Annotated in this window: 18 protein-coding genes and 1 pseudogene; 2 read left to right on the forward strand and 17 right to left on the reverse strand. The window is 65.7% G+C overall.

Annotated features, from left to right (window positions below; genetic code table 11):
* Positions 1 to 1,006 precede the first annotated feature (1,006 nt).
* Positions 1,007 to 1,210 carry a carbon starvation CstA family protein gene (locus ACWEO7_RS27890; RefSeq protein ID WP_452427575.1) on the forward strand — a complete coding sequence of 68 codons (204 nt, stop codon included), beginning with the start codon at positions 1,007 to 1,009 and terminating at the stop codon, positions 1,208 to 1,210.
* On the opposite strand, the gene ACWEO7_RS27895 is transcribed toward ACWEO7_RS27890, so the two are convergent.
* The 3 genes from ACWEO7_RS27895 to ACWEO7_RS27905 all read right to left on the reverse strand — a co-directional run bounded on the left by ACWEO7_RS27895 (position 1,182) and on the right by ACWEO7_RS27905 (position 3,878).
* Positions 1,182 to 2,168, reverse strand: coding sequence for an AraC family transcriptional regulator (locus ACWEO7_RS27895; RefSeq protein ID WP_452427577.1), 987 nt, complete (start codon positions 2,166 to 2,168; stop codon positions 1,182 to 1,184). The genes ACWEO7_RS27890 and ACWEO7_RS27895 overlap by 29 nt on opposite strands.
* 494 nt (positions 2,169 to 2,662) lie before the next feature.
* Positions 2,663 to 2,881, reverse strand: coding sequence for a hypervirulence associated TUDOR domain-containing protein (locus ACWEO7_RS27900; protein ID WP_364426216.1), 219 nt, complete (start codon positions 2,879 to 2,881; stop codon positions 2,663 to 2,665).
* Between the two features lie 97 nt (positions 2,882 to 2,978).
* Positions 2,979 to 3,878, reverse strand: coding sequence for an NmrA family NAD(P)-binding protein (locus ACWEO7_RS27905; protein WP_452427507.1), 900 nt, complete (start codon positions 3,876 to 3,878; stop codon positions 2,979 to 2,981).
* A gap of 32 nt (positions 3,879 to 3,910) precedes the next feature.
* Between ACWEO7_RS27905 and ACWEO7_RS27910 the strand changes: the two genes are divergently transcribed.
* A complete protein-coding gene (locus ACWEO7_RS27910; RefSeq protein WP_452427579.1) occupies positions 3,911 to 4,888 on the forward strand; it encodes an AraC family transcriptional regulator in 978 nt (325 codons plus the stop codon).
* A gap of 55 nt (positions 4,889 to 4,943) precedes the next feature.
* Here ACWEO7_RS27910 and rox read toward each other — a convergent pair whose 3' ends face one another.
* The 14 genes and pseudogenes from rox to ACWEO7_RS27980 all read right to left on the reverse strand — a co-directional run bounded on the left by rox (position 4,944) and on the right by ACWEO7_RS27980 (position 18,987).
* Positions 4,944 to 6,374 carry a rifampin monooxygenase gene (gene rox / locus ACWEO7_RS27915; protein WP_452427509.1) on the reverse strand — a complete coding sequence of 477 codons (1,431 nt, stop codon included), beginning with the start codon at positions 6,372 to 6,374 and terminating at the stop codon, positions 4,944 to 4,946.
* A gap of 448 nt (positions 6,375 to 6,822) precedes the next feature.
* A complete protein-coding gene (locus ACWEO7_RS27920; protein WP_355073881.1) occupies positions 6,823 to 7,032 on the reverse strand; it encodes a TOBE domain-containing protein in 210 nt (69 codons plus the stop codon).
* Between the two features lie 203 nt (positions 7,033 to 7,235).
* Complete coding sequence (locus ACWEO7_RS27925) at positions 7,236 to 8,072, reverse strand: glutamate ABC transporter substrate-binding protein (protein WP_452427511.1); 837 nt, start codon at positions 8,070 to 8,072, stop codon at positions 7,236 to 7,238.
* Between the two features lie 151 nt (positions 8,073 to 8,223).
* The gene (locus ACWEO7_RS27930; protein WP_452427513.1) at positions 8,224 to 8,886 is read right to left on the reverse strand and encodes a hypothetical protein; all 663 of its coding nucleotides are present in this window, start codon (positions 8,884 to 8,886) and stop codon (positions 8,224 to 8,226) included.
* Positions 8,883 to 9,413: a hypothetical protein gene (locus ACWEO7_RS27935; RefSeq protein ID WP_452427514.1), complete on the reverse strand. Its 531-nt coding sequence runs from the start codon at positions 9,411 to 9,413 to the stop codon at positions 8,883 to 8,885. Before ACWEO7_RS27935 ends, ACWEO7_RS27930 begins: the two co-directional genes overlap by 4 nt.
* Before the next feature lie 110 nt (positions 9,414 to 9,523).
* Entirely contained in the window at positions 9,524 to 10,933 is a 1,410-nt protein-coding gene (locus ACWEO7_RS27940) for a DUF2252 domain-containing protein (RefSeq protein WP_452427516.1), read from the reverse strand.
* Positions 10,930 to 11,748: a class II glutamine amidotransferase gene (locus tag ACWEO7_RS27945; protein WP_452427518.1), complete on the reverse strand. Its 819-nt coding sequence runs from the start codon at positions 11,746 to 11,748 to the stop codon at positions 10,930 to 10,932. Before ACWEO7_RS27945 ends, ACWEO7_RS27940 begins: the two co-directional genes overlap by 4 nt.
* Positions 11,749 to 11,809: 61 nt before the next feature.
* The gene (locus ACWEO7_RS27950) at positions 11,810 to 12,346 is read right to left on the reverse strand and encodes a hypothetical protein (protein WP_452427520.1); all 537 of its coding nucleotides are present in this window, start codon (positions 12,344 to 12,346) and stop codon (positions 11,810 to 11,812) included.
* Between the two features lie 135 nt (positions 12,347 to 12,481).
* A complete protein-coding gene (locus tag ACWEO7_RS27955) occupies positions 12,482 to 13,843 on the reverse strand; it encodes an MFS transporter (protein WP_452427522.1) in 1,362 nt (453 codons plus the stop codon).
* Between the two features lie 47 nt (positions 13,844 to 13,890).
* Positions 13,891 to 15,796, reverse strand: a pseudogene (locus ACWEO7_RS27960) (glycoside hydrolase family 15 protein).
* A gap of 146 nt (positions 15,797 to 15,942) precedes the next feature.
* A complete protein-coding gene (locus ACWEO7_RS27965) occupies positions 15,943 to 16,992 on the reverse strand; it encodes an ABC transporter ATP-binding protein (RefSeq protein WP_452427524.1) in 1,050 nt (349 codons plus the stop codon).
* A complete protein-coding gene (gene modB, locus ACWEO7_RS27970; RefSeq protein ID WP_452427581.1) occupies positions 16,989 to 17,747 on the reverse strand; it encodes a molybdate ABC transporter permease subunit in 759 nt (252 codons plus the stop codon). Before modB ends, ACWEO7_RS27965 begins: the two co-directional genes overlap by 4 nt.
* A 50-nt stretch (positions 17,748 to 17,797) precedes the next feature.
* Positions 17,798 to 18,577, reverse strand: coding sequence for a molybdate ABC transporter substrate-binding protein (gene modA, locus ACWEO7_RS27975; protein ID WP_452427526.1), 780 nt, complete (start codon positions 18,575 to 18,577; stop codon positions 17,798 to 17,800).
* A gap of 11 nt (positions 18,578 to 18,588) precedes the next feature.
* Entirely contained in the window at positions 18,589 to 18,987 is a 399-nt protein-coding gene (locus ACWEO7_RS27980; protein ID WP_355073899.1) for a TOBE domain-containing protein, read from the reverse strand.
* Between the last annotated feature and the right edge of the window lie 220 nt (positions 18,988 to 19,207).

A 19,207-nucleotide genomic window follows, 5' to 3' on the forward strand; every position in this document is an offset into this window, starting at 1 on the left:
AGATGTTCGGGCGAGCGAAACCCGACCTACTCCGCAAACGAATCCTGTTGAGCGACTGAACAACCTGACCGAATCACGCAATTTGTGCCAGATCCAGTTTTCACGTTCCGCCGACATGGGGGCTGCTGTCCCGACCACGAACCGCTGCCGGGTATAGATGTCGGGACCTCAGGAAGCGCCGTCATCAGCGATCCAACAGCTTGCGCGTTTCCGTGCGTCGCATGCGCGTCTCAGGTCGAACGAGCACAGGTGCGCTCATAACGTTGAAACAGTCTACTGATACCGAACACGAAAGGACGACCCCAGACGTCTTATGGTACCAAGGTCGACGATAACTCGTAGATGAGGCTGATTGCGACGCCACGGCGTACAACGGGGTGCAGCCAATTGAGCAACGACGCTCGAGGGGACCGCAATCGAACCGACCGATAGTTGTTCATACGCCACCTACCTCGAGTCGACGTGATTTTCGAAAAACCCGCACGCCGAGTCGACAGCAAACAGGTGCGCACCTGCCCGCACAACGCTTATAGAGCCGTCCGGCTGTCAGAGATTCCCTCTCGTCGCCGGTCGACCGGAAAACCGGACACATCCGATGACTGCTCTCTTACCTCTTGCCTACGGATACCTGCGCGATGATTTGCTCCGCGCCCCGAATTCGAGCGAAAACACACTGAGGGCCGCCGCCAGGTCTCTCGGATACGAGCTGGCCACCATATTCCACGAGCCGGCACCACAGAGCGCGGCACTGCCCCCGGTGTTCGTCGATCTGGTCAAGGAATGCCGACGAGCCGAAGCGCGCATGGTACTGACGCTGCGCGGACACCTATCGGGCATGTCGGTGTGCCGAATAGTCCTTCTCTCGATCCTCGACCTCCGGGGCGACGTCGAAGTACAAGAACTCGAGCCCTGAAGCCATCCGTCGGAGAAGGTGACGTCATCAAGGCACAACAGGGCCAGATAGCATGCTGACCAAGCCTGGTAGGCGTCCTAATGTAGCGGAGTCCTGGGGAACGGCAGGGATGATATGCAGATGGACCTGCGGGCGCTCTACGTGCACCACTTCGCCGCCATTGCGGGCGCGGATCTGCTGGCGGGTCCGGTCCTTGCCACACAAATGGGGTTCAAGCCGGTGCTCGCCTGGTGGCGGTCGACGCGCTTGCGTACAGTCCGTGGTTCGCTTATTGGGTGCGCGCTTCCTGAGGAGTGAGTCCATACCGTGCTTTGAAGGCGGCTCCGAAGGCACTGAGTGAGCGGAAACCGCTGGCATAGGCGATCTGAGCTATGGTGCGGTCGACAGGTGCCCGGCGGAGAAGATGGCGTGCACGGTCGAGCCGCTCGATACGGATCAGCTCGCTCGGCGTCACACCCGTGCCTTGCAGCGCCAGTTGGACCTGTCGCAGTGACCAGCCCAAGTTGCGCGCGATCACGGTCGGCGTGAGTTCGGGTTCCGCGGCGTGCCTGCGGACGTAGTCACGGACTGCGGCCTCGACTACTCCCAAGGTGGTCGGCGAATCCTCTCGGGGACGCAGACAAAGCCCGACCAGATCGACGATTACGTCGCATGCCGTCGCGAAGCCGAGCCCATCCACCGCCGCGCGTTGCTTGCCGAGTTCGCCGATCATGCCCGCGACCACCGATCCCAGGCCAGTTCTCAGGTCGATGACCGCTGGGCCCGCGCCGACGTCGAGGGGTAACGCGCCAGCCGGGATGTTCATGACCCACGCTTGCGTGTTCTGCGGTTGACCGAAATCCACCGGGCGTGTTTTCGTGACGAGTGCGGCCTGTCCCGGGAAGATTTGCACGGCGCTGTCGTTCTGCCGAAGGTTGAGCACACCTGCGGTGGGAACAGACAACCGCAGGCTCGCATCATCGTCGCGGCGGATATCTGTCTGTGTTCGCGAGTAGATGATGCCGTCGGAACTGACGTCGATCAGCAGGTAGTCCGCGTAGCCCTGAATCGCCATGCTGCCGTGAAATGTCGACGCTTCGGCGAAACGGAAGCGCACGGTGCCCTGGTTACGACAAACACGTTCGACCCAGAAGTCGGCCGACTCGCCCGCCGAGACCGCGGCAGTGTCGGCTTGTCCCACAAGGTAGGGCTCAGACAGTGTCATGCGAAACCTCCCAAATGCCACACCATTTCCGTGCATCCCTGCGCGGTCCACATCCAACGTGCACCAGCGCGGTCATGAAATCAAAAGTCACACTACCTGCAACGATCACGACAATGAACCACTATGCGCACACTGGCGGAAATATTTCTCCTGAACGACGACAGCGCATAACCCTCTAGAGCAAGACAACCACCGACTTCCGGACGTCGGCTGTCGCGCCGTTGTCCGGACGCCGACCCGGACCGACACAGACTCCTCCCGCTGCCGCAAGGAGCTGCCACCGAGTACGCGTACGAGAATCGAGGAGAACACCAAATGGCGATACTCGTTGGAATTCTAATGTAGGGAAGATGTCGAACAGGCATCGTGGGCTGCAAATAATACAATACATCGGCCCGCATGTCCGGCGGCAACGGCCGTAAATTGTCCGGTTTCTTCCTCTCGAAAATGTCCGCGATCGTCTTTCGCCTTCCGCCCACCGACTTCGACTCCTCGATGACGCGTGCCTTGTCTTCCGGCGTCATGGCGCGGCTCCGATTTCGATCTCAATCGTCGTGCGGACGTAGCGCGCCGGGCTTGTGCACCGCGTCACGGCCGCTCTTCGCACTGCGCACCCGATACTGTGGCTCCTGTTCGGAGGCCCGTACCGTTCGGCCCGCCGCTTCGGTGTCGGACGTGATCACTTCTTCCACCTTGCCCTCGGCGGTACTGCCGTGGCTGTTCCATTCGACTTCGTCGCCTTTGCTGAACGATTGCTTTCCCATGGTCTATTCCTTCTCCATTCCCGCATTCAACGAGGTCGTGTTACCCGCGCTCCGCTCTCGAAAACTGATAGCTGAATCCGCCCTCCCCACTGTTGCGCTACGAGGTAGTGGTCCGGCGCCAACAGCCTGAGGCGGCGGCTTCGGCGACGTAGTTCTCGAATGTCCGGGCCGGACGGTGAAGGGCGCGGTGCACGTCGTCGGTGGGTGTCGTGCCGGGGCCGCCGTGAGGAAGCCGGGTGAGAATGTCGGTGAGTAGCCGCGCAGCCTCGGGCGAGACACCGAAGCCAATCTGCTGTTCGACGAAATTAACGGGGTCGATGTCGACGTGGCGGATCGTGCGGCCGATGGTCGCTCCGATCATGTCCACGGCTTCGCCGAAGCTGATCGCCCTCGGGCCGGTCAGCTCGTAGGTGTTACCGCTGTGCCGGTCATCGATCAGTGCTTGCGCCGCTACTTCGGCGATGTCGTCGGCGTCGACGAACGGGGTACGACCGTCGCCGGTGGGGATATGGAGCGCGCCATTGAGAATGCCGGACAGCCAGAAACTTTCACTGAAATTCTGGGCGAACCAGTTGGGTCGCAGAATGGTCCATTCCAGCCCGCTGTCACGGGTCGCGCGCTCGGCGGCGTACAGGGGATGATCGGCCTGGTCGGCGGCGGGTGCGGACAGTAGTACGAGTCGCCGGACACCGGCCCCGACCGCCGCCTCGATGAATTTCGGGATTCGCGCTCGGCCCTCCTCGGTGAATTGCAGGGCCGGTTCCACGAGATAGGCGGCGGTGGCGCCGTCGAGCACGGCCGACCAAGTCGTCGGGTCGCCCAGGTCGAACGAGATATCGCCCCCGGTGCGTGCGACCGCCCGGACCGGATGGCCCGTGGCTCGGAGGTGGCGTGCGATCCGTCGGCCGGTCTTACCGGTGCCGCCGAGAATCAGAATGTTGGTCATGGCAATCATCCAATCGAGCAGCAGCCAGACGATCCATGGGAGAACATCCATGGTTTCTTTGTGATCGTCTAACCTTGGTCGCTGTGGACGTGCTGAGCGATCTGTTGCATCGGGCGCGAGTGGGCAATACCGAGGTGCGCCAGCTCATCCAGCGGCCGCCGTGGTCGCTGACCTTCGCCGCATCCGGACATCCAGCGCTCGCTGTCGTCGCGGTGCTCGGCGGTCCGGCGCACTTGCGCCTCGACGGTGCCGACACGACACAGGTGCCGGTGCCCGAGGGTGGTATCGCCGTCGTGAAAGGGACCGGCGGATATACGGTTGCCGATAGTCCGATCACCCCGCCGCACATTTTGATCGAGGAGGGGCGCAAAGTCGTCCTCGACCACAGCCGGGAACCGGGGGCGCTCCGGAATATGGGCCCACGCACCTACGGTGACGGTTTGCCAGGAGCCACGACAGTGCTGCGCGGCTCCTTCGTACTTCATGGCGACGTGGGCGAGCGAGTACTCGATCTGCTGCCACCCGTGGCGGTCGTACCTGCCGGATCACGGACCAGCGCCGCGTTGCATCTGCTCACCACCGAAGCCGCCCGAGACGAGCCGGGACAAGACGCCGTCCTGCATCGGTTGCTCGATCTGGTGCTCGTGCTGGCGCTGCGCGCCTGGTGGGCCGCGCCCGGCGCGACACCACCCGGCTGGTATCACGCGATGATCGACCCGCGGATCGGCCGTGCTCTCCACGCGCTCCACAACGATCCGGCCCACCGCTGGACCGTTGCCGCGTTGGCCGAGAAGGCCAACATGTCCAGAGCCTCCTTCTCCGCGCGCTTCACCGCCCTGCTCGGACGCCCGCCGCTGACCTATCTCACCGATTGGCGAATGACCCTGGCCACGGACGCACTTCGCGATACCGACGCCACCATCGCGACCATCGCTCGTCAAGTCGGATACCACGACGCCTTCGCTTTCAGCGTCGCGTTCAAACGCGCCCGCGGGACCGGGCCCTCGGCCTGGCGGCGCCGGCAGACCATGCGTACACCGCCAGACCGAGACACCCATTGACCCCCCTACCCCGCTGTCGCCGGTGCACTCGCGGCTCCGGCGGCCAGTCGGCGAATCAGCCCGCTGCGGTGCCGAACCACCGGGGCAGGTGCTCGAGTAGATCCTGCTGGTCTTCACCGACCCACGCCACGTGGCCGTCCGGCCGCAGCAGCACGGCGGGTACCTCCAGTTCCTCGCTGACATCGACCACGTGGTCCACCCGATCCGCCCACCCCGTTACCGAAAGCCGGCCGGTCTGGTCGAGCAGCAATCCACGCCCGCCGCGCATCAGTTCGTAGAGACGACCCCGCTTCAGCCCGACGTCCCGCATCCGCCGGCCGAGCAGGTCGTTCCCCTCACCGAAGTCGTAGCGGACCCCGACCGCGGTGATGATCTCGGTGATATACCGGTTGACCTCCTCGAAGTCCATCAACTTCGAGAACAGCTCGCGCAGCGCGGTCGCGCCCGGATCGGTGCCCATCAGCGTGATCTGCGCGCGGGTGTTCTCCAGCACACGCGCGCCCACCGGGTGTCGTTCGGCGTGGTAGCTGTCGAGCAGTCCCTCCGGCGCCCAGCCGTTCACCTCGGCGGCCAGTTTCCAGCCGAGGTTGAACGCGTCCTGGATGCCGAGGTTCATTCCTTGCCCGCCGGTCGGCGGGTGGATGTGCGCAGCGTCGCCGGCCAGCAGCACCCGGCCGACCCGGTAACGCTCGGCCTGCCGCGTAGCGTCGCCGAAGCGGGACAGCGAGCGCGGGGAGTGCACCCCGAAGTCGGTGCCCGCGAATGCCCGCAGTTGCCGCTTGAACTCCTCCAGGGTCGGGGCCGCACGATCGTCCGACACACCCTCGGCAGGCACGACGATACGGAACAGCCTTCCGTCGTCACCGGAGCGGGCGGCGCCGAACCGTTTCTGCGTTTTGTGGACTTCCTCGACGATCGCGGCCACCTTCGCCGGGTCCTCGGTCACCTCCATTTCACCGAGCAGCGTCTCGACTTTGGTGGGTTCACCGGGGAAGCCGACGCCGAGCAGTTTGCGCACCGTGCTGCGGCCGCCATCGCAGCCGACGAGGTAGCGCGAGCGTAATTGCGTGCCGTCGGCCAACGCGACGGTCACCCCGTGCTCGTCCTGACTCAGCCCCACCACTTCGCAGCCGCGCCGGATCTCTGCGCCGACCTCGAGGGCGTGCTCGTTGAGCAGCCGTTCGGTGACGGGCTGTGGCGTGGCGAGGCCGTACGGGTGCGCCGTGTCCAACCGGTCCGGCCACGGCTTGATGATGCCGCCGAAAAGACCGCCGACTTGGAACTTTTTACTGACCGCGAGAAACCGGTCCAGCAGGCCGCGCTGGTCCATCATCTCGACACTGCGCGCGTGCAGGCCCTGCCCCCGGGACAGCGTGGACGGTTGCGTCTCCTTCTCCAGTACAAGCGTGTGCACGCCGTGCAGCCGCAACTCGCTGACCAGCATCAAGCCGGTCGGTCCGCCGCCGACAATGATCACGTCAAACATGAACCGCCCATCCGTTGGTATCGCATCTCGGCCAGCTGGTCCGGCGGAAATCCGCGAGCGCACGTGCCTCGCGAATCGCCGATTTCCGCAGGTTCTGGCTTCGGCCGAAGATTTTGCAGCACGACCCGGGCCTTGCCGCAAGCCCCCCAGTGCGATATATGTTTAAAGGGAAGAGGAATTGGAGTTCTTCCCCGTCTGCGCCCGGTCTGGACATCGTGGCGGCACCCATCCCCCATCCGGCCAGCGCGTTCGCTTCGGTGTGGCTGGAAGCATCAACCCACGCGTCGGGTGGCCGGTCCACGCTTCTCGACCTCAGCATGCGTCGCCGGGTCGGGCGTCCGCCGTGTAGATGAGCCGAAGCGGAATCTGCCGAAAATATCCAGTCCGCAGATCATGCGACCAACGAATATCGGGTCGTTCCAGTGGAATTGGCGACGATGGCGCCCGGCTATTCGACGCCGAGCGCCACCTCGGTCGACTTGATGAGGACTTTGACGCGTGTGCCTTCGGTGAGTCGCAGGTCTTCGACTGCGTCGCGGGTGATCGAGGAGGTGATCTCGTCACCCCCGGTGAGCCGGACCCGGACCACGGCCATGGCTTCGCCGCGGGTGATCGAGACGACGGCGCCGTCGAGTTGGTTGCGGGTAGATAGCTGCATGCCGGTGATGGTACGCACGCCTGGCCCGGGTGGCGGGGATTGCCGACGGGGGTGTCAGTAGGAGTCGCGGACGTGACAACCGGCTACCGCACCCCCGCCCGAAACCAGGCTTGCTCGACACGACAGTGGATAGGCCGTCCGCGTGCTCGAGATATGCAGCGGGATGCTGTTCGTGTGCGGCTGCCGGAATCGGTGAGTTCCGATCAGTATCGGTCGACGGGGGGCGGCGTCAACGTCGAATCACGCAGCGGCCCGATCGTTTCCTCGAACGCCTTCTGCCAAGAACCGTCGGCGACCATTTGCTCGATCGCGTCGTTGATCTTGTTCCGGGTTTCCTGGTCGCCCTTCTTCAGGCCGATGCCGTACTTCTCGGTGGTGAACGTGTTGCCGACCAGCTTCAGTTCTCCTGACGCCTGCCCCGCGAAGCCGGCAAGGATGATGTCGTCGGTGGTTACCACATCGACCGAACCGCGGCGCAGAGCTTCGATGCACTGCGAGTAGGTGTCGAGTTCCACCAGCTGAACATCTTTGGCGTAGTGATCCTTGACGTATTGCGCCGGTGTGGAGCCTTTGACCGAGCAAAGTTTCTTGTTGCCGTTCAGCGACTCGACACCGGTGATATCGGTGGTCTCGTTCTTCACCAGCAGCGCCTGCCCGGCCACGAAATACGGTCCGGCGAAGTCGACTTTCTCCTTGCGCGCGTCGGTGATCGAATAGGTGGCGACGATGAAGTCCACCTCGCCGTTCATGATCATCGTCTCCCGCCGGGCCGACGGCGTCTCTTTGAAGGTGATGCCGTCGGGCCGCACGCCGAGTTTGCTCGCGACGTACTTGGCGATCTCGACGTCATACCCTTGGTAGGAGCCGTCCGCTTCACGGAATCCGAGTCCTGGCTGGTCGAACTTGATGCCGATGGTCAGCTTGCCGTCCCGCACGTGATCGGCGGTGGTCGCGGCGTCGCTGCCGCCACCGCAGGCGGTGGCGACAAGGGCGACGGCGATCGCCCCGATACCGAGGCGAAGTGTTCGGGTGATCCTCATCTAATTCGGCTCCTTCTCACGGTGAGCTTCCGGTCCGGGGACCGACGACACGTGATCTTTCCCGGAACATCGAGCGCCCGGCTCGACTGTCCCTCCCGCCAGTGGAAAGTTCGGGAATGTGGCCGCACGCGCCGGACGTGCACGGCGTCGTTCAGGCCGACGACGCGGCCCCGACGACCGTTATCGGCACTTCCGCGCTTTCACGAGACGGTTGAGAGTTGTGGCGCCACAGACGCACAAGCGACCACGCGGTTGCGCAGAGCAGCAGGCCGTTGCGCATCGCCAGGACCACTACTCCCGGCCCGCTTCCGGTGGCGACCCGGTCGTAGAGGAACGGGAACTCCAGCTGACTCGCCAGTGCCGTCGCGAGTACCAGCACCAGCACAGGCCGCTGCGTGGTGCGCGAGTCGAGCGCGCAGACCGCGGCGACCCCGACCGCCCACACCAAGTACTGCGGGCTGAGCACCCGACTGGTCGCCAAGGCGAGGAGCACCGCCGCCAATGCCAGATCCGTCGCCGGAGGACGCATGCGCCACCAGGTGATCAGCAACACCGCGCCCCCGATGATCATGACGGCCACGCATCCCCTGGCCACGGCGGACACCGCAGGGCCGGACAGCTCCTCCGCCCCATAACGATGCACGATAGTCCAGCCGCCGTTCATCAGCCGAATGACTAATAACGGTGTGGCAGCGACGGATTCGATCTGCAATCCCCGCTTCGACTGAAACTCCAGAAACGACCACGCGCCCGGACCCAACGCGGTCAATCCCGCCATCGCAACCAGACCGGCGCAAGCCGCCGCCGCGCTCATGCGCCACAGCGTCCGTCGGCGCAGCCCGAGCACGACCACCACCGGCCACAGTTCAGCAACACACCCGCGGCGGCGGCCACGCCTGCCGCCGCCGGTCGGCGCGCTGACCACAACAGTGCCGCGATCGCGGTCGCGGCTACGATCAAATCGAATCGGCCGTAACAGACCCGGCCCAGGAAGGCCACTCCCAGCGTCCAAATCCACGGCCCGGCCTGCGCTGTCCGCAGCCCGTCAGCCCGCGCCGCCCTGATCAACAAGCTCAGCACGCCGGCGTCCGCCGCCGCGACGAGCGCGAAGAACAACCAGTTGTAGCCCAACCCACCGCCGATCAGCCAGGGCACCACTAGCAACGCACCCGCCCCGGGCGGGTACTGCCAGCGTTCGTCGTCCAACGGGAAAGCGTTCTGGTGCACGATATGTTCGGCCCACGCGCGATACAGGGTCAAGTCCGCCGCCGAGGCATCCCAGACGCTGTGTGGCAACGCCGTCACACCGGTGAACACCACCATCAGTAATCGAGTAACCACCCAAACGACCCACAACCTCGACACCGACGACAGCTCGCGCACAAGGTCGCAGCCTAACCGTCCTGCGCAATGAGCAAGGCGGCCACGGGTATTCGCAAACGACGACGGTCTTACATCCCGGTTCGTGCGGTGATGCGGCCTTCCTGGATCGCGCGCTCGAGTTCGGCATGGTCGCGCGCGTTCTGGTCGGCGTAGGTTTCGGCGTATTCAGCCATAACATGGTCGAACTCGTCGGTCGTGCCGAGGTACGAAGCGATCGCTATCCGGTCGCCCGCGCGGGCGTGTGCGTAAGCCAGCACCCGCCCGCACAGTCGGCCGTAGAGTTTCAGTCCCTTGGGACCCATGGTCTCGATCACCGCCGAGCCCTTGCCGTCGCGGAGCTGCCGGAAGTAGAAGTCGCGCTGCTCGCCGTCGATGTCGGGACCCTGTTGCCAGCCCAGCAGGATGTCGCTCGCCGCCTGCATCAGCCGCTGGCCACGCACTACCCGCTCCCCCTGGTTCGGATACGACGGGCCCGCCAGATACCGTGCCAATATCGACGGTTGGGCCTCTTTCGCCTGCAGAAACAACGGATCCCCGTCGACTCCCAGCATCAGGACGATCCAAGCGCGGGTGCCTACGCTGCCCACACCGACCACCTTGCGCGCAGCTTGCGCGAATTCGAATTGGTCCAGTAGTGCGCGGCGATTGTCCTGCAGAGTCGCACGGTAATCGCTGAGACGTCGGCGCAGTTCGCGATACAGTTGCTCGGCGTCGAGGTCGGCGAAGAGTTCCTCGAGCGGGACGAGCAGGGGCGGATCGCTGATGATCCGCGGCCTGCCGTCGACGCGGGTGGTCAGCTTCGCCAGTGCGTGGTGGCTGTCGTGCGTCCGCGACTTCGCGAGCGCCTTGCGCACCCGCTCCTGGGTCGAGGTGTCCAGCTCGTCGCGCAATTCGGGCAATTCGGCCGTGGGATCGATGCGCGAGTACCACACGGCTGTGGTGCTCCGCTCGGCCTGGTCCCGCATCGTGGTCCGGTATTCCGCCGCACACGCTCGCGTGACTTTCCGCCGCTGTTTCGCGGAGAAGCCGTTCTCTCCGGCGGCGACCGCCAGGCTGGTGACGAGCCGTTTGACATCCCATTCGAACGGACCGGGGTACGTCTCGTCGAAATCGTTGATGTCGAAGGTCAAACGGCGTTCGGGTGTCGCGAAGATTCCGAAATTGCTCAGGTGGGCATCGCCGCACAGTTGAGTGCGAAGCCCCGTCGTGGGCGCTCGGGACAGATCGTCCGCCATGACCAGGGCCGCGCCGCGATAAAAGGCGAACGGTGAGTTCGCCATGCGGCCGTACCGCACCGGAACCAGTTCCGGAATCCTGGATCGGGCCTGCCGATCGAGCAGGTCGACCGGGTCCCTGCCGTTGGCGTCGTGTTCGGCGAGAGCGGCGAAAGGGGTAATCCGCCGAGCGGATTCACCCTGCTCGGCACGTTCGGCGCGGGTGGCGATCCGATCGTTCACCGCGGCCGTCCGGTGGGTCACGGTGCAACCGGCTCGAACGGGCGCGTTTCATCGTGACCGAGACGGACGACGCCGGCCGACGATTCCTGGACCTCGTTCCACGCTCCCGGCAGGTCGCGCAGCGGCTCGGAGACCACGAAACGGGCCTCCTCCCCCAGCGCGCGGAGAGCTTTCACCTCCGGATGCAGGGCGCGCACTTTCGCGACATCGTTGGAATAGAACAGCGATCGCGTCTGCCGCTCGGTGGAATACCGGAAGAACCACATGGATTCGCCGTCGGAGGTCGCGACGGTCATCTGTACCGGAGCTTCGACCTCGTGCGCCCGGCCGACGTCTTCGACGAGGCCGACCGCGCGGGCAACCGCCTCGAACGGGTCGTGGACGAGCCCGAAGGTCAGGGCAAGGAAGAAGAGCAACTCGGAGTCGGTAGATCCCTCGATGTCGGCGAACAGGAGCGGATCGACCGCCGTCATCAGATCACGCTTGCACTGCCGGAACCCGCGCAGCGCTCCGTTGTGCATCCACAACCAGTGCCCGTGCCGGAACGGGTGACAGTTGCTGCGCTGCACCGAGGTCCCGGTCGACGCGCGCACGTGCGCGAAGAACAGCGACGTGCGCACCGCGCCCGCGATCTCCCGCAGGTTGCGGTCGTTCCATGCCGGTTCGGTGTTCTTGAACACCGAAGGTCGCGGGCCATCGCCGTACCAGCCGATCCCGAAGCCGTCACCGTTCGTGGTCGTCGCACCCAGTTGGGAGTGCAAGCTCTGGTCGATCAACGAATGCGTCGGCCGGAACAAAAGGTCCTCGGCCCGGATCGGCTCCCCTGAATAAGCCATCCACCTGCACATATATCGATTGAAGCAGAGCAGGCGGGGTTCGGCCACAGCATCCGCGCGATCAGTGGGTCATGATCACCTTGACCACCACGACGGTGGTGGCCGCACCCGCCAGCAGCAGGGCCTCGAGCAAGGTCGAACGCCGGGGACGCGCACCGTTGAGCCGCTCGATGACGAACACGATTCCGCCGATCCGGATCAGCATGACCACCTCCGCGAGCAGCTGCGCCGTGCGCGGTTCGAGCCATCCGAGACCGGCGATGCCGAGGATCACGCAGGGCAGCACCGCCGAGCTGAGGATCGGCACGGAGTCCCGCAGGTCCGTCCAGCGCTCCCGAGCGGAGATCGGACGGTTCTGCTGGACGCTCTGCCCGACCCCCTCGGCGAAAGAGTGTGCGATGAATGTCGAGAGTGCCGTCCCGAGGACGATCAAGATGCCGACATGTTCGGCGGAGGTCGTCACCGGTATCAGCGCCGCGAGTATCAGCACGTTCCCGTAGACGTAGGCGCTGATCCGGCTGGCCGCGTTGCGGCGGTTCAGCGGAGCGCTCCGGGAGAACAGCGGTCCGTGTAGGAGTGCATGTCTGCTGACTTCCATCGACCTCTCACCGAGTTCGTCGCCGGGCCATCCGTCTTTCCGAGTCGTGCCGAGCCCGCGGCAAGGCCTACTAAATAGTAGCCAGAGGATCGCTGGGGATTATGCTGAACACCGGCGCGCGGCGACGTGGGCGGGCTAGGTCTCGCGCGACGCCAGGGGCGGCGCCGACACCGTGCGGCGGGGCAGCAGCGCCGCGGCGAGCAGTCCGCCGAGGCCGATCACGGCGAGAACGCTCATCGCGACTGCGTAGGCGTGACCGCCGGGATCGGCGACCAGGATGGTCCCGGCCACCGCGGTACCGAGCGAGGAGCCGAGGTTGGACACGCTGCGCGACAACCCCGAGATCTCGCCTTGCAGTTCCTCGCCGAAGCTGGATTGCACCACGTTGACCGAGGGAGTGAGCATCACGCCGAGGCCGAGCCCGATCAACAACAGTCCGGGGCCGAACGCCCACGGGCTCAGCGCGCTGCCCGCCAATGCCAGCAGCACCACCACGCCGACGATGGTCACCAGGAAACCACCCATGATGAGGGTGCGCGCGGCGCGGCGCCGCGCCAGTCGTCCGGCCGACAGTGACGAGACCAGCAGGCCGACGGTGGCGGCGGTGAAGATGACGCCGGTCTCAATGGCGTTGTATCCGCGCACAACCTGTAGATACGCCGAGACGACGAACGAGGTGCCCATCAACAGCAACCACTGGATGTTCTGGGTGACCAGGCCGAGGTTGGACGTGCGGTTGCGGAACAGGCCGGTCGACAGCAGCGGCTCATGCCCGGCGCGCTCCTTGTTGCGGCAGGAGACGAAGAACCAGGCGAGGAACATCCCACCGAGTGCCAGCAGCGCCAGCATCAACCAGAGATCGTCGTCGGCGGCCAGAATGCCCATGACGAGCAAGATCAGACCGACCGCCGACAGAATCGCGCCCCCGAGATCGAAAGGCCGCGTGGGATCCGCGGGCAGCGGGTCGGAAATGCGGCGGCTGAGCAGGATGATCGCCACGATGACGAGAACCTGGAAGCCGAAGGCGGCGCGCCAGCTGAGCCCGGAGGTGATGAGCCCGCCGATCAGCGGTCCGGCCGCGGCGCCGATGCCGCCCATGGCCATGATGGCGCCGAAGGCCCGTGCGCGGGAAGCCGTTTCGGTGAACAGTAGGGTGCCGAGGATATAGACCGGTGGGATCAGCAGCGCGGTGCCGACGCCTTCGAGGATGGAATTGCCCAGAACCAGCACACCCAGCGTCGGTGCGAGTGCGCTGAGCACAGCGCCCGCCCCGTAGACGGCCAAGCCCACGACGAAACATCGCTTGCGGCCGTATCGGTCGGTGATCTTTCCGCCGGGGATCATCAGCGCGGCCATCACCAGCAGGAAGATCGTGATCGTCACCTGCACCCCGTGCACGGTGGTGTTCAGGTCGGCACTGATGTCGGTGATCATCACGTTCATGTTCGAACCGGCGAAGCTACAGATGAACTGCGCCAGCGCGAGAGGAAGCAGCACCCCGCGCGGTCTGGACCCGGTCGGCTCCGCCATCCGCGCGCCCCGGGTCAGGAGCCGTCCGGCCGAGCTTCGGCTCGGTCGAGCTGTTCGTCCAACGCCATCGCCGCGGCGACCAAGGCCAGATGCGTGAACGCCTGCGGGAAGTTGCCCAACTGCTCGCCGGACGGGCCGATCTCCTCCGCGAAGAGACCGACGTGATTGGCGTAGGTGAGCATCTTGTCGAACGCGTAGCGGGCTTGGGTCAATCGCCCAGCACGGGCCAGCGCCTCCACATACAGGAAACTGCACAGATTGAACGTGCCCTCGACGCCGCGCAAGCCGTCCGGGGAGGCTTCGGGGTCGTAACGGTAGACCAGGCTGTCGCTGACCAATTCCTTGTCCATCGCGTCGAGCGTGCTCAGCCACGCCGGGTCCTGCGGGGACAGGAAGCCCATCCGCGGCATGAGCAGCAGCGACGCATCCAGCACCTCGGTGGCGTAGTGCTGCACGAACGCCTGCCGCTTCGAGCTCCAGCCGCGCTCGACGATCTGGTTGAACACGGCGTCCCGTTCCCGTCCAGCGCGCGACGTCCGCGGGCCGAGAGTGTTCGATCGCCAGCCGTACACCGCGATCGAACGCGACCCAGGTCATGAGACGGCTGTAGGTGAATTCCTGTTGACCACCACGAGTTTCCCAAATCCCCTCGTCGCGCCGGTCCCAGTTCTCGGTGAGCCAGTCGATCAGGTTCGCGATCGCCCGCCAGCCCGAGATTCCGCCGATATCGGACATCTGCGCCAGCGCGTCGGCTGCCTCACCGTAGATGTCGAGCTGGATCTGATCGGCCGCCGCGTTACCGACCCGCACCGGCGCCGATCCGCGGTAACCCTCCAGATGAGAGAGAATCTCCTCTTCCAGTCGAGGATCGCCATCGATGCGATACATGATCTGCAACGGCTCACCAGAAGTGGTGTCACCGGCTTCCAGCCGCTCGCGCAACCAGCGCCGGAAGGCATACGCCTCTTCGGCGAAACCCAAATCGTTCAACGCCCGCACCGACAGGGACGCATCCCGGATCCAGGTATAGCGGTAATCCCAGTTGCGTTCGCCGCCCACCTGCTCGGGCAGCCCCATGGTTGCCGCGGCGATCGGCGCCCCGGTGGGCGCATATGTGAGCAGCTTCAGCGTGATCGCCGAACGATTGACCATGTCTCGCCAGCGACCCCGATACGTGGACGATCGTAACCACGTCTGCCAGAACGCGCGGCACGCGTCCAACTCCGCGAGCACAGCCTGCCGCTCCGGGGGCGCCGGTGCGGCGCCCCCGCTTTCCGTGCTCGTCAACACGAGCACCGCCGTCTCCCCTGCCGAAAGGGTGAACCGCGCGGACACATCATTCCCTTCGGCGCGCAACGCCACCGGGTCGGTTGCCTGCAGGCGCAGATCGGTGCCCGGCCCGCGAAAGGTCACCGACCGGTGATCGTGCACTGTGAGGGTGTGGGCGGCGCGCGCATAGTCGAACCGTGGTCGGCAGCTGAGCGCGAACGGCAGAGTGCCCCGCACCACCCGCGCTATCCGCACCAGCCGATGCCGGTCGGTAGGGGCGCGATCGCGGATCGGCTCCATGAAATCGATGACTTCGCCGACCCCGCTCTCGGCCATGAACCGGGTGACCAGCACGGCCGTGTCCGACAGGTACAGCTGACGAATCGTCACCTCCGCCTCGGCCAGATCGGCGGACAACTGACAGCTACCACCACGCTCGCTGTCGAGCAGTGCGGCGAAGACGCTCGGCGAATCGAATCGCGGAGTACACCACCAGTTGATGGTGCCCACCGAGGACACGAGCGCCACGGTCTGTAGATCACCGACAATGCCGTGCTCCGCGATCGGCGGATACGCGTTCATGGCAATCCTCGTGTGGCATCGACCGAACGGACAACTCAGCCCAGCGCAACCGATCGCCGCATCCCTCATTCGAGAGATGCGACCCTCACAGTGTGCTCCATGCCGACCGAAAAAGTGAACAGCTTACACATAGCAAATCTGAAACAGGCGACTACGCCGTATCGCCCCGCTGCCCTTTCCCCGAGCCGCACCTGGGTACCGCGTGATAGCACGCCTCATGCCGGGTACGAACGAGTTTCGGTGGCCTTCACCGCAGCCCACAGCCGCCGGCCCGGACGCAATCGCAGCTCGGCGACGGTGGCCGGTGTGATGTCGGCGAGCACGGGCGGCGCGCCGTCGAGACGAATCCGGGTGATGTGCGCGTGTTGCTCGATGCCGGTGATCGTGACCGGCCAGCTGTTGCGGGGGCTGCCGACGGGTTGTTCCGGATGCAGGCCCACCGCGTTCGGGCTGAAGGCCACATGGACTCGCCCCTGCGCGGGTTCGGCGATGGTGAGGCTGCCGCCACCGTCCAGGTCGACAGTCGTGCCGCGAGCGGTTCCGCGGTAGAGGTTGAGGCCCATCAAAGTCGCCACGTAGTCCGAGCGTGGTCTCGCCGCGACCTGCACGGGCGGTCCTTGCTGGACGATCTTGCCGTCTTCGAGGATGATCAGCCGGTCGGCGAGGACCATCGCGTCGAGGGGGTCGTGGGTCACCAGAACGGTGTGGCCGGGGTAGTCGCGCAGATGGTGGGCGAGGTCCGAGCGCACTTGGACCCTGGTACCGGCGTCGAGTGCCGCGAGTGGCTCATCGAGCAGCAACAGCTGCGGTTCGGTGGCCAGCGCGCGGGCCAAGGCGACCCGTTGCGCCTGTCCTCCGGACAGTGCCCGGGGTTTGCGAAGTGCGTAATCGGCCAGTCCGACCCGCATGAGCCATTCGGTGGCCCGCTCCCGCGCGACGGCTCGCTGACATCCCCGGGCGCGCAGCCCGAATGCGACATTCTCCAGTGCCGACAAATGCCCGAACAACAGGTAGTCCTGGAACACGACGCCTACCTGTCGGCGTTCGGCGGGCACGAACGCCGACGGTGGCGCGTCCCAGGTGGTTCCGTCCAGCCGGATGTGCCCGCCGGTCAGCGCGATCAGCCCTGACAGGGCTCGCAGGGCAGTGGTCTTGCCCGCCCCGTTCGGTCCCAGCAGAGCGGTCACCTCGCCCGGTGCGGCGGCGAGAGGCAGTTCGAGCGCGAAATGCCCTCGGTCGATCCGCAGGTCGGCCTCCAAACTCATATCGCTCCCTGGATCCACCGTTCGCGCAACGCGACCAACACGGTGACCGAGACGGCCAGCAGAACGAGGCTGAGCACGATCGCGGCGTCCGGATCGGTCTCCAGCGCGAGATAGACCGCCAGCGGCATAGTGGTGGTGCGGCCGGGGAAGTTACCGGCGAAGGTGATGGTGGCGCCGAACTCACCGAGCGCACGGGCCCAGCACAGCACCGCGCCCGCGACCACTCCGGGCAGCACCGACGGCAGAGTCACCCGGCGGAAGGCGTACCAGCGGGAGGCGCCGAGCGTGGCGGCCGCCTCCTCGAAACGAGGATCGGCCGCCCGCAGGGCTCCTTCGACGGAGATCACCAGGAAAGGCATGGCCACGAATGCCTCGGCCACGATCACCCCGGCGGTAGTGAACGGCAATGAGACACCGAACCATTCGTAGAGATACCGCCCGATCAGCCCGCGCCGTCCCAGCACCAGCAGCAGTGCGACACCGCCGACCACCGGCGGCAGCACGAGCGGCACGGTGACCAAGGCCCGGACCAGCCCGCGCCCCGGCAGTTCGGCGCGCGCGAGCACCCAGGCCAGCGGGATGCCGAGGACCAAGCAGATCGCCGTGGCCGCGGTCGCGCACACCAGCGAAAGCCGCAGTGCCTGGCCGACTTCGACGCTGAACAACCGATCCGGCATGGTCGCCCACGGTGCTCGCGCCAGCAACCCGATGAGCGGTACGACGAGGAACGCCAGCCCGCAGCCTGCGGGCAGCATCAGCGCGACCGGTCGCCGCCCGAGCACCGCCCGCCGCCGTGAGGGCGCGATCACGGCGTGTCGAATCCCGCCGCGGCGAAGACCGTCTCGGCCTTGTCCGATGTCACGAAGTCGACGAACGCCGCCGCGGCGGCCGCGTTCGGCGCGTGCGCCAGCGGCGCTACCGGGTAGTCGTTGATCGCTTTACCGGACTCCGGGAAGTCGATGCCCTCGACCTTGTCGCCCGCCGCCTTCACGTCGGTGCGGTATACCAGCGCCGCGTCGACCTCGCCGAGCGTCACCTTGGTCAGCACCGCCTTCACGTCCTGCTCCCGGGTATCGGGTTGCGGGGTGATGTTCGCCGTCTCGAACACCGTCTCGGCCGCCGCGCCGCAAGGCACCTGCTCCGCGCACAGCGCGAGCTCGAGCTCGGTCCTGCCGAAATCGGCCAACCCGGTGATGTGCCCCGGGTTGCCCGCGGGCACCGCGATCTCGAGCCTGTTGCGCACGAAGGTGACCGGCGCGGCGGTGACTTCGCCCTTGTCGCGGACCTGCTGCATGTTCTTCGGCGCCGCCGAGGCGAACACGTCGGCCGGTGCTCCTTGATTGATCTGTTCGGCGAGCGCCGAACTCGCGCCGAAGCTGTAGATCACCTTCACGCCCGGGTGCGCGGCCTCGAACTGTTTGCCGAGTTCGGTGAACGTCTCGGTCAGCGAGGCGGCGGCGAACACGGTCACCGTGCCCGAGACATGCTCGGCGCCGGTGTGTTCGGTCGTGTCGTCCGAACCACAGCCGGCCGCGGTCACCACAGTCACCACCGTCGCGGTGGCGACACCCAACTTGCGGACCATCCTCATCCTCGTCAACTTTCCGGTATCTCCACGACGACGTGCGTGGACTTCACCGATGCGACAGCGACGCTGCCGACTTCCAGACCGAGCTCGTCCACCGATTCCCGGCTCAGCAACGACACCAGCCGGAACGGTCCGGCCTGCATCTCCACCTGCGCCATCACCGTGTCCTTGACCACCCGGGTCACGATCCCGCGCATCCGGTTGCGGGCCGACGCCGCGACCGTCGCACCGGGTGCGGGTGCCTCGGCGGTGGCGCGCAGGAACTCGGCGAGTTCGCGGCCGCTGACACCCTTGCGGCCGTTGTCCAGCTGAATCGCGGTCAGACGGCCCTGATCGATCCATCGACGCACCGTGTCATCGCTGACACCCAGCAACGCGGCGGCTTCACTGATCCGTAGATTCGACACAAGCGATAGCTTATTGCCGCATTCACGGTAAAGATAGTCGATCAGATCCGCTATTTCGATTGCTCTCGTTCGCCTGCGCACGGAAGCTTCTCGTGACAGGCAGGGCGTTGTCGTCTCCGTAATTGCCTAAACGCCACCGAACGCTCACCAGCCGGACTGCGCCGCAGTGCGGCGAGGACACCTACCCGTCGGGATGGAGCGTCGCTGTCGATGCGCCCTC

It is taken from the genome of Nocardia sp. NPDC004260, assembly GCF_053603155.1.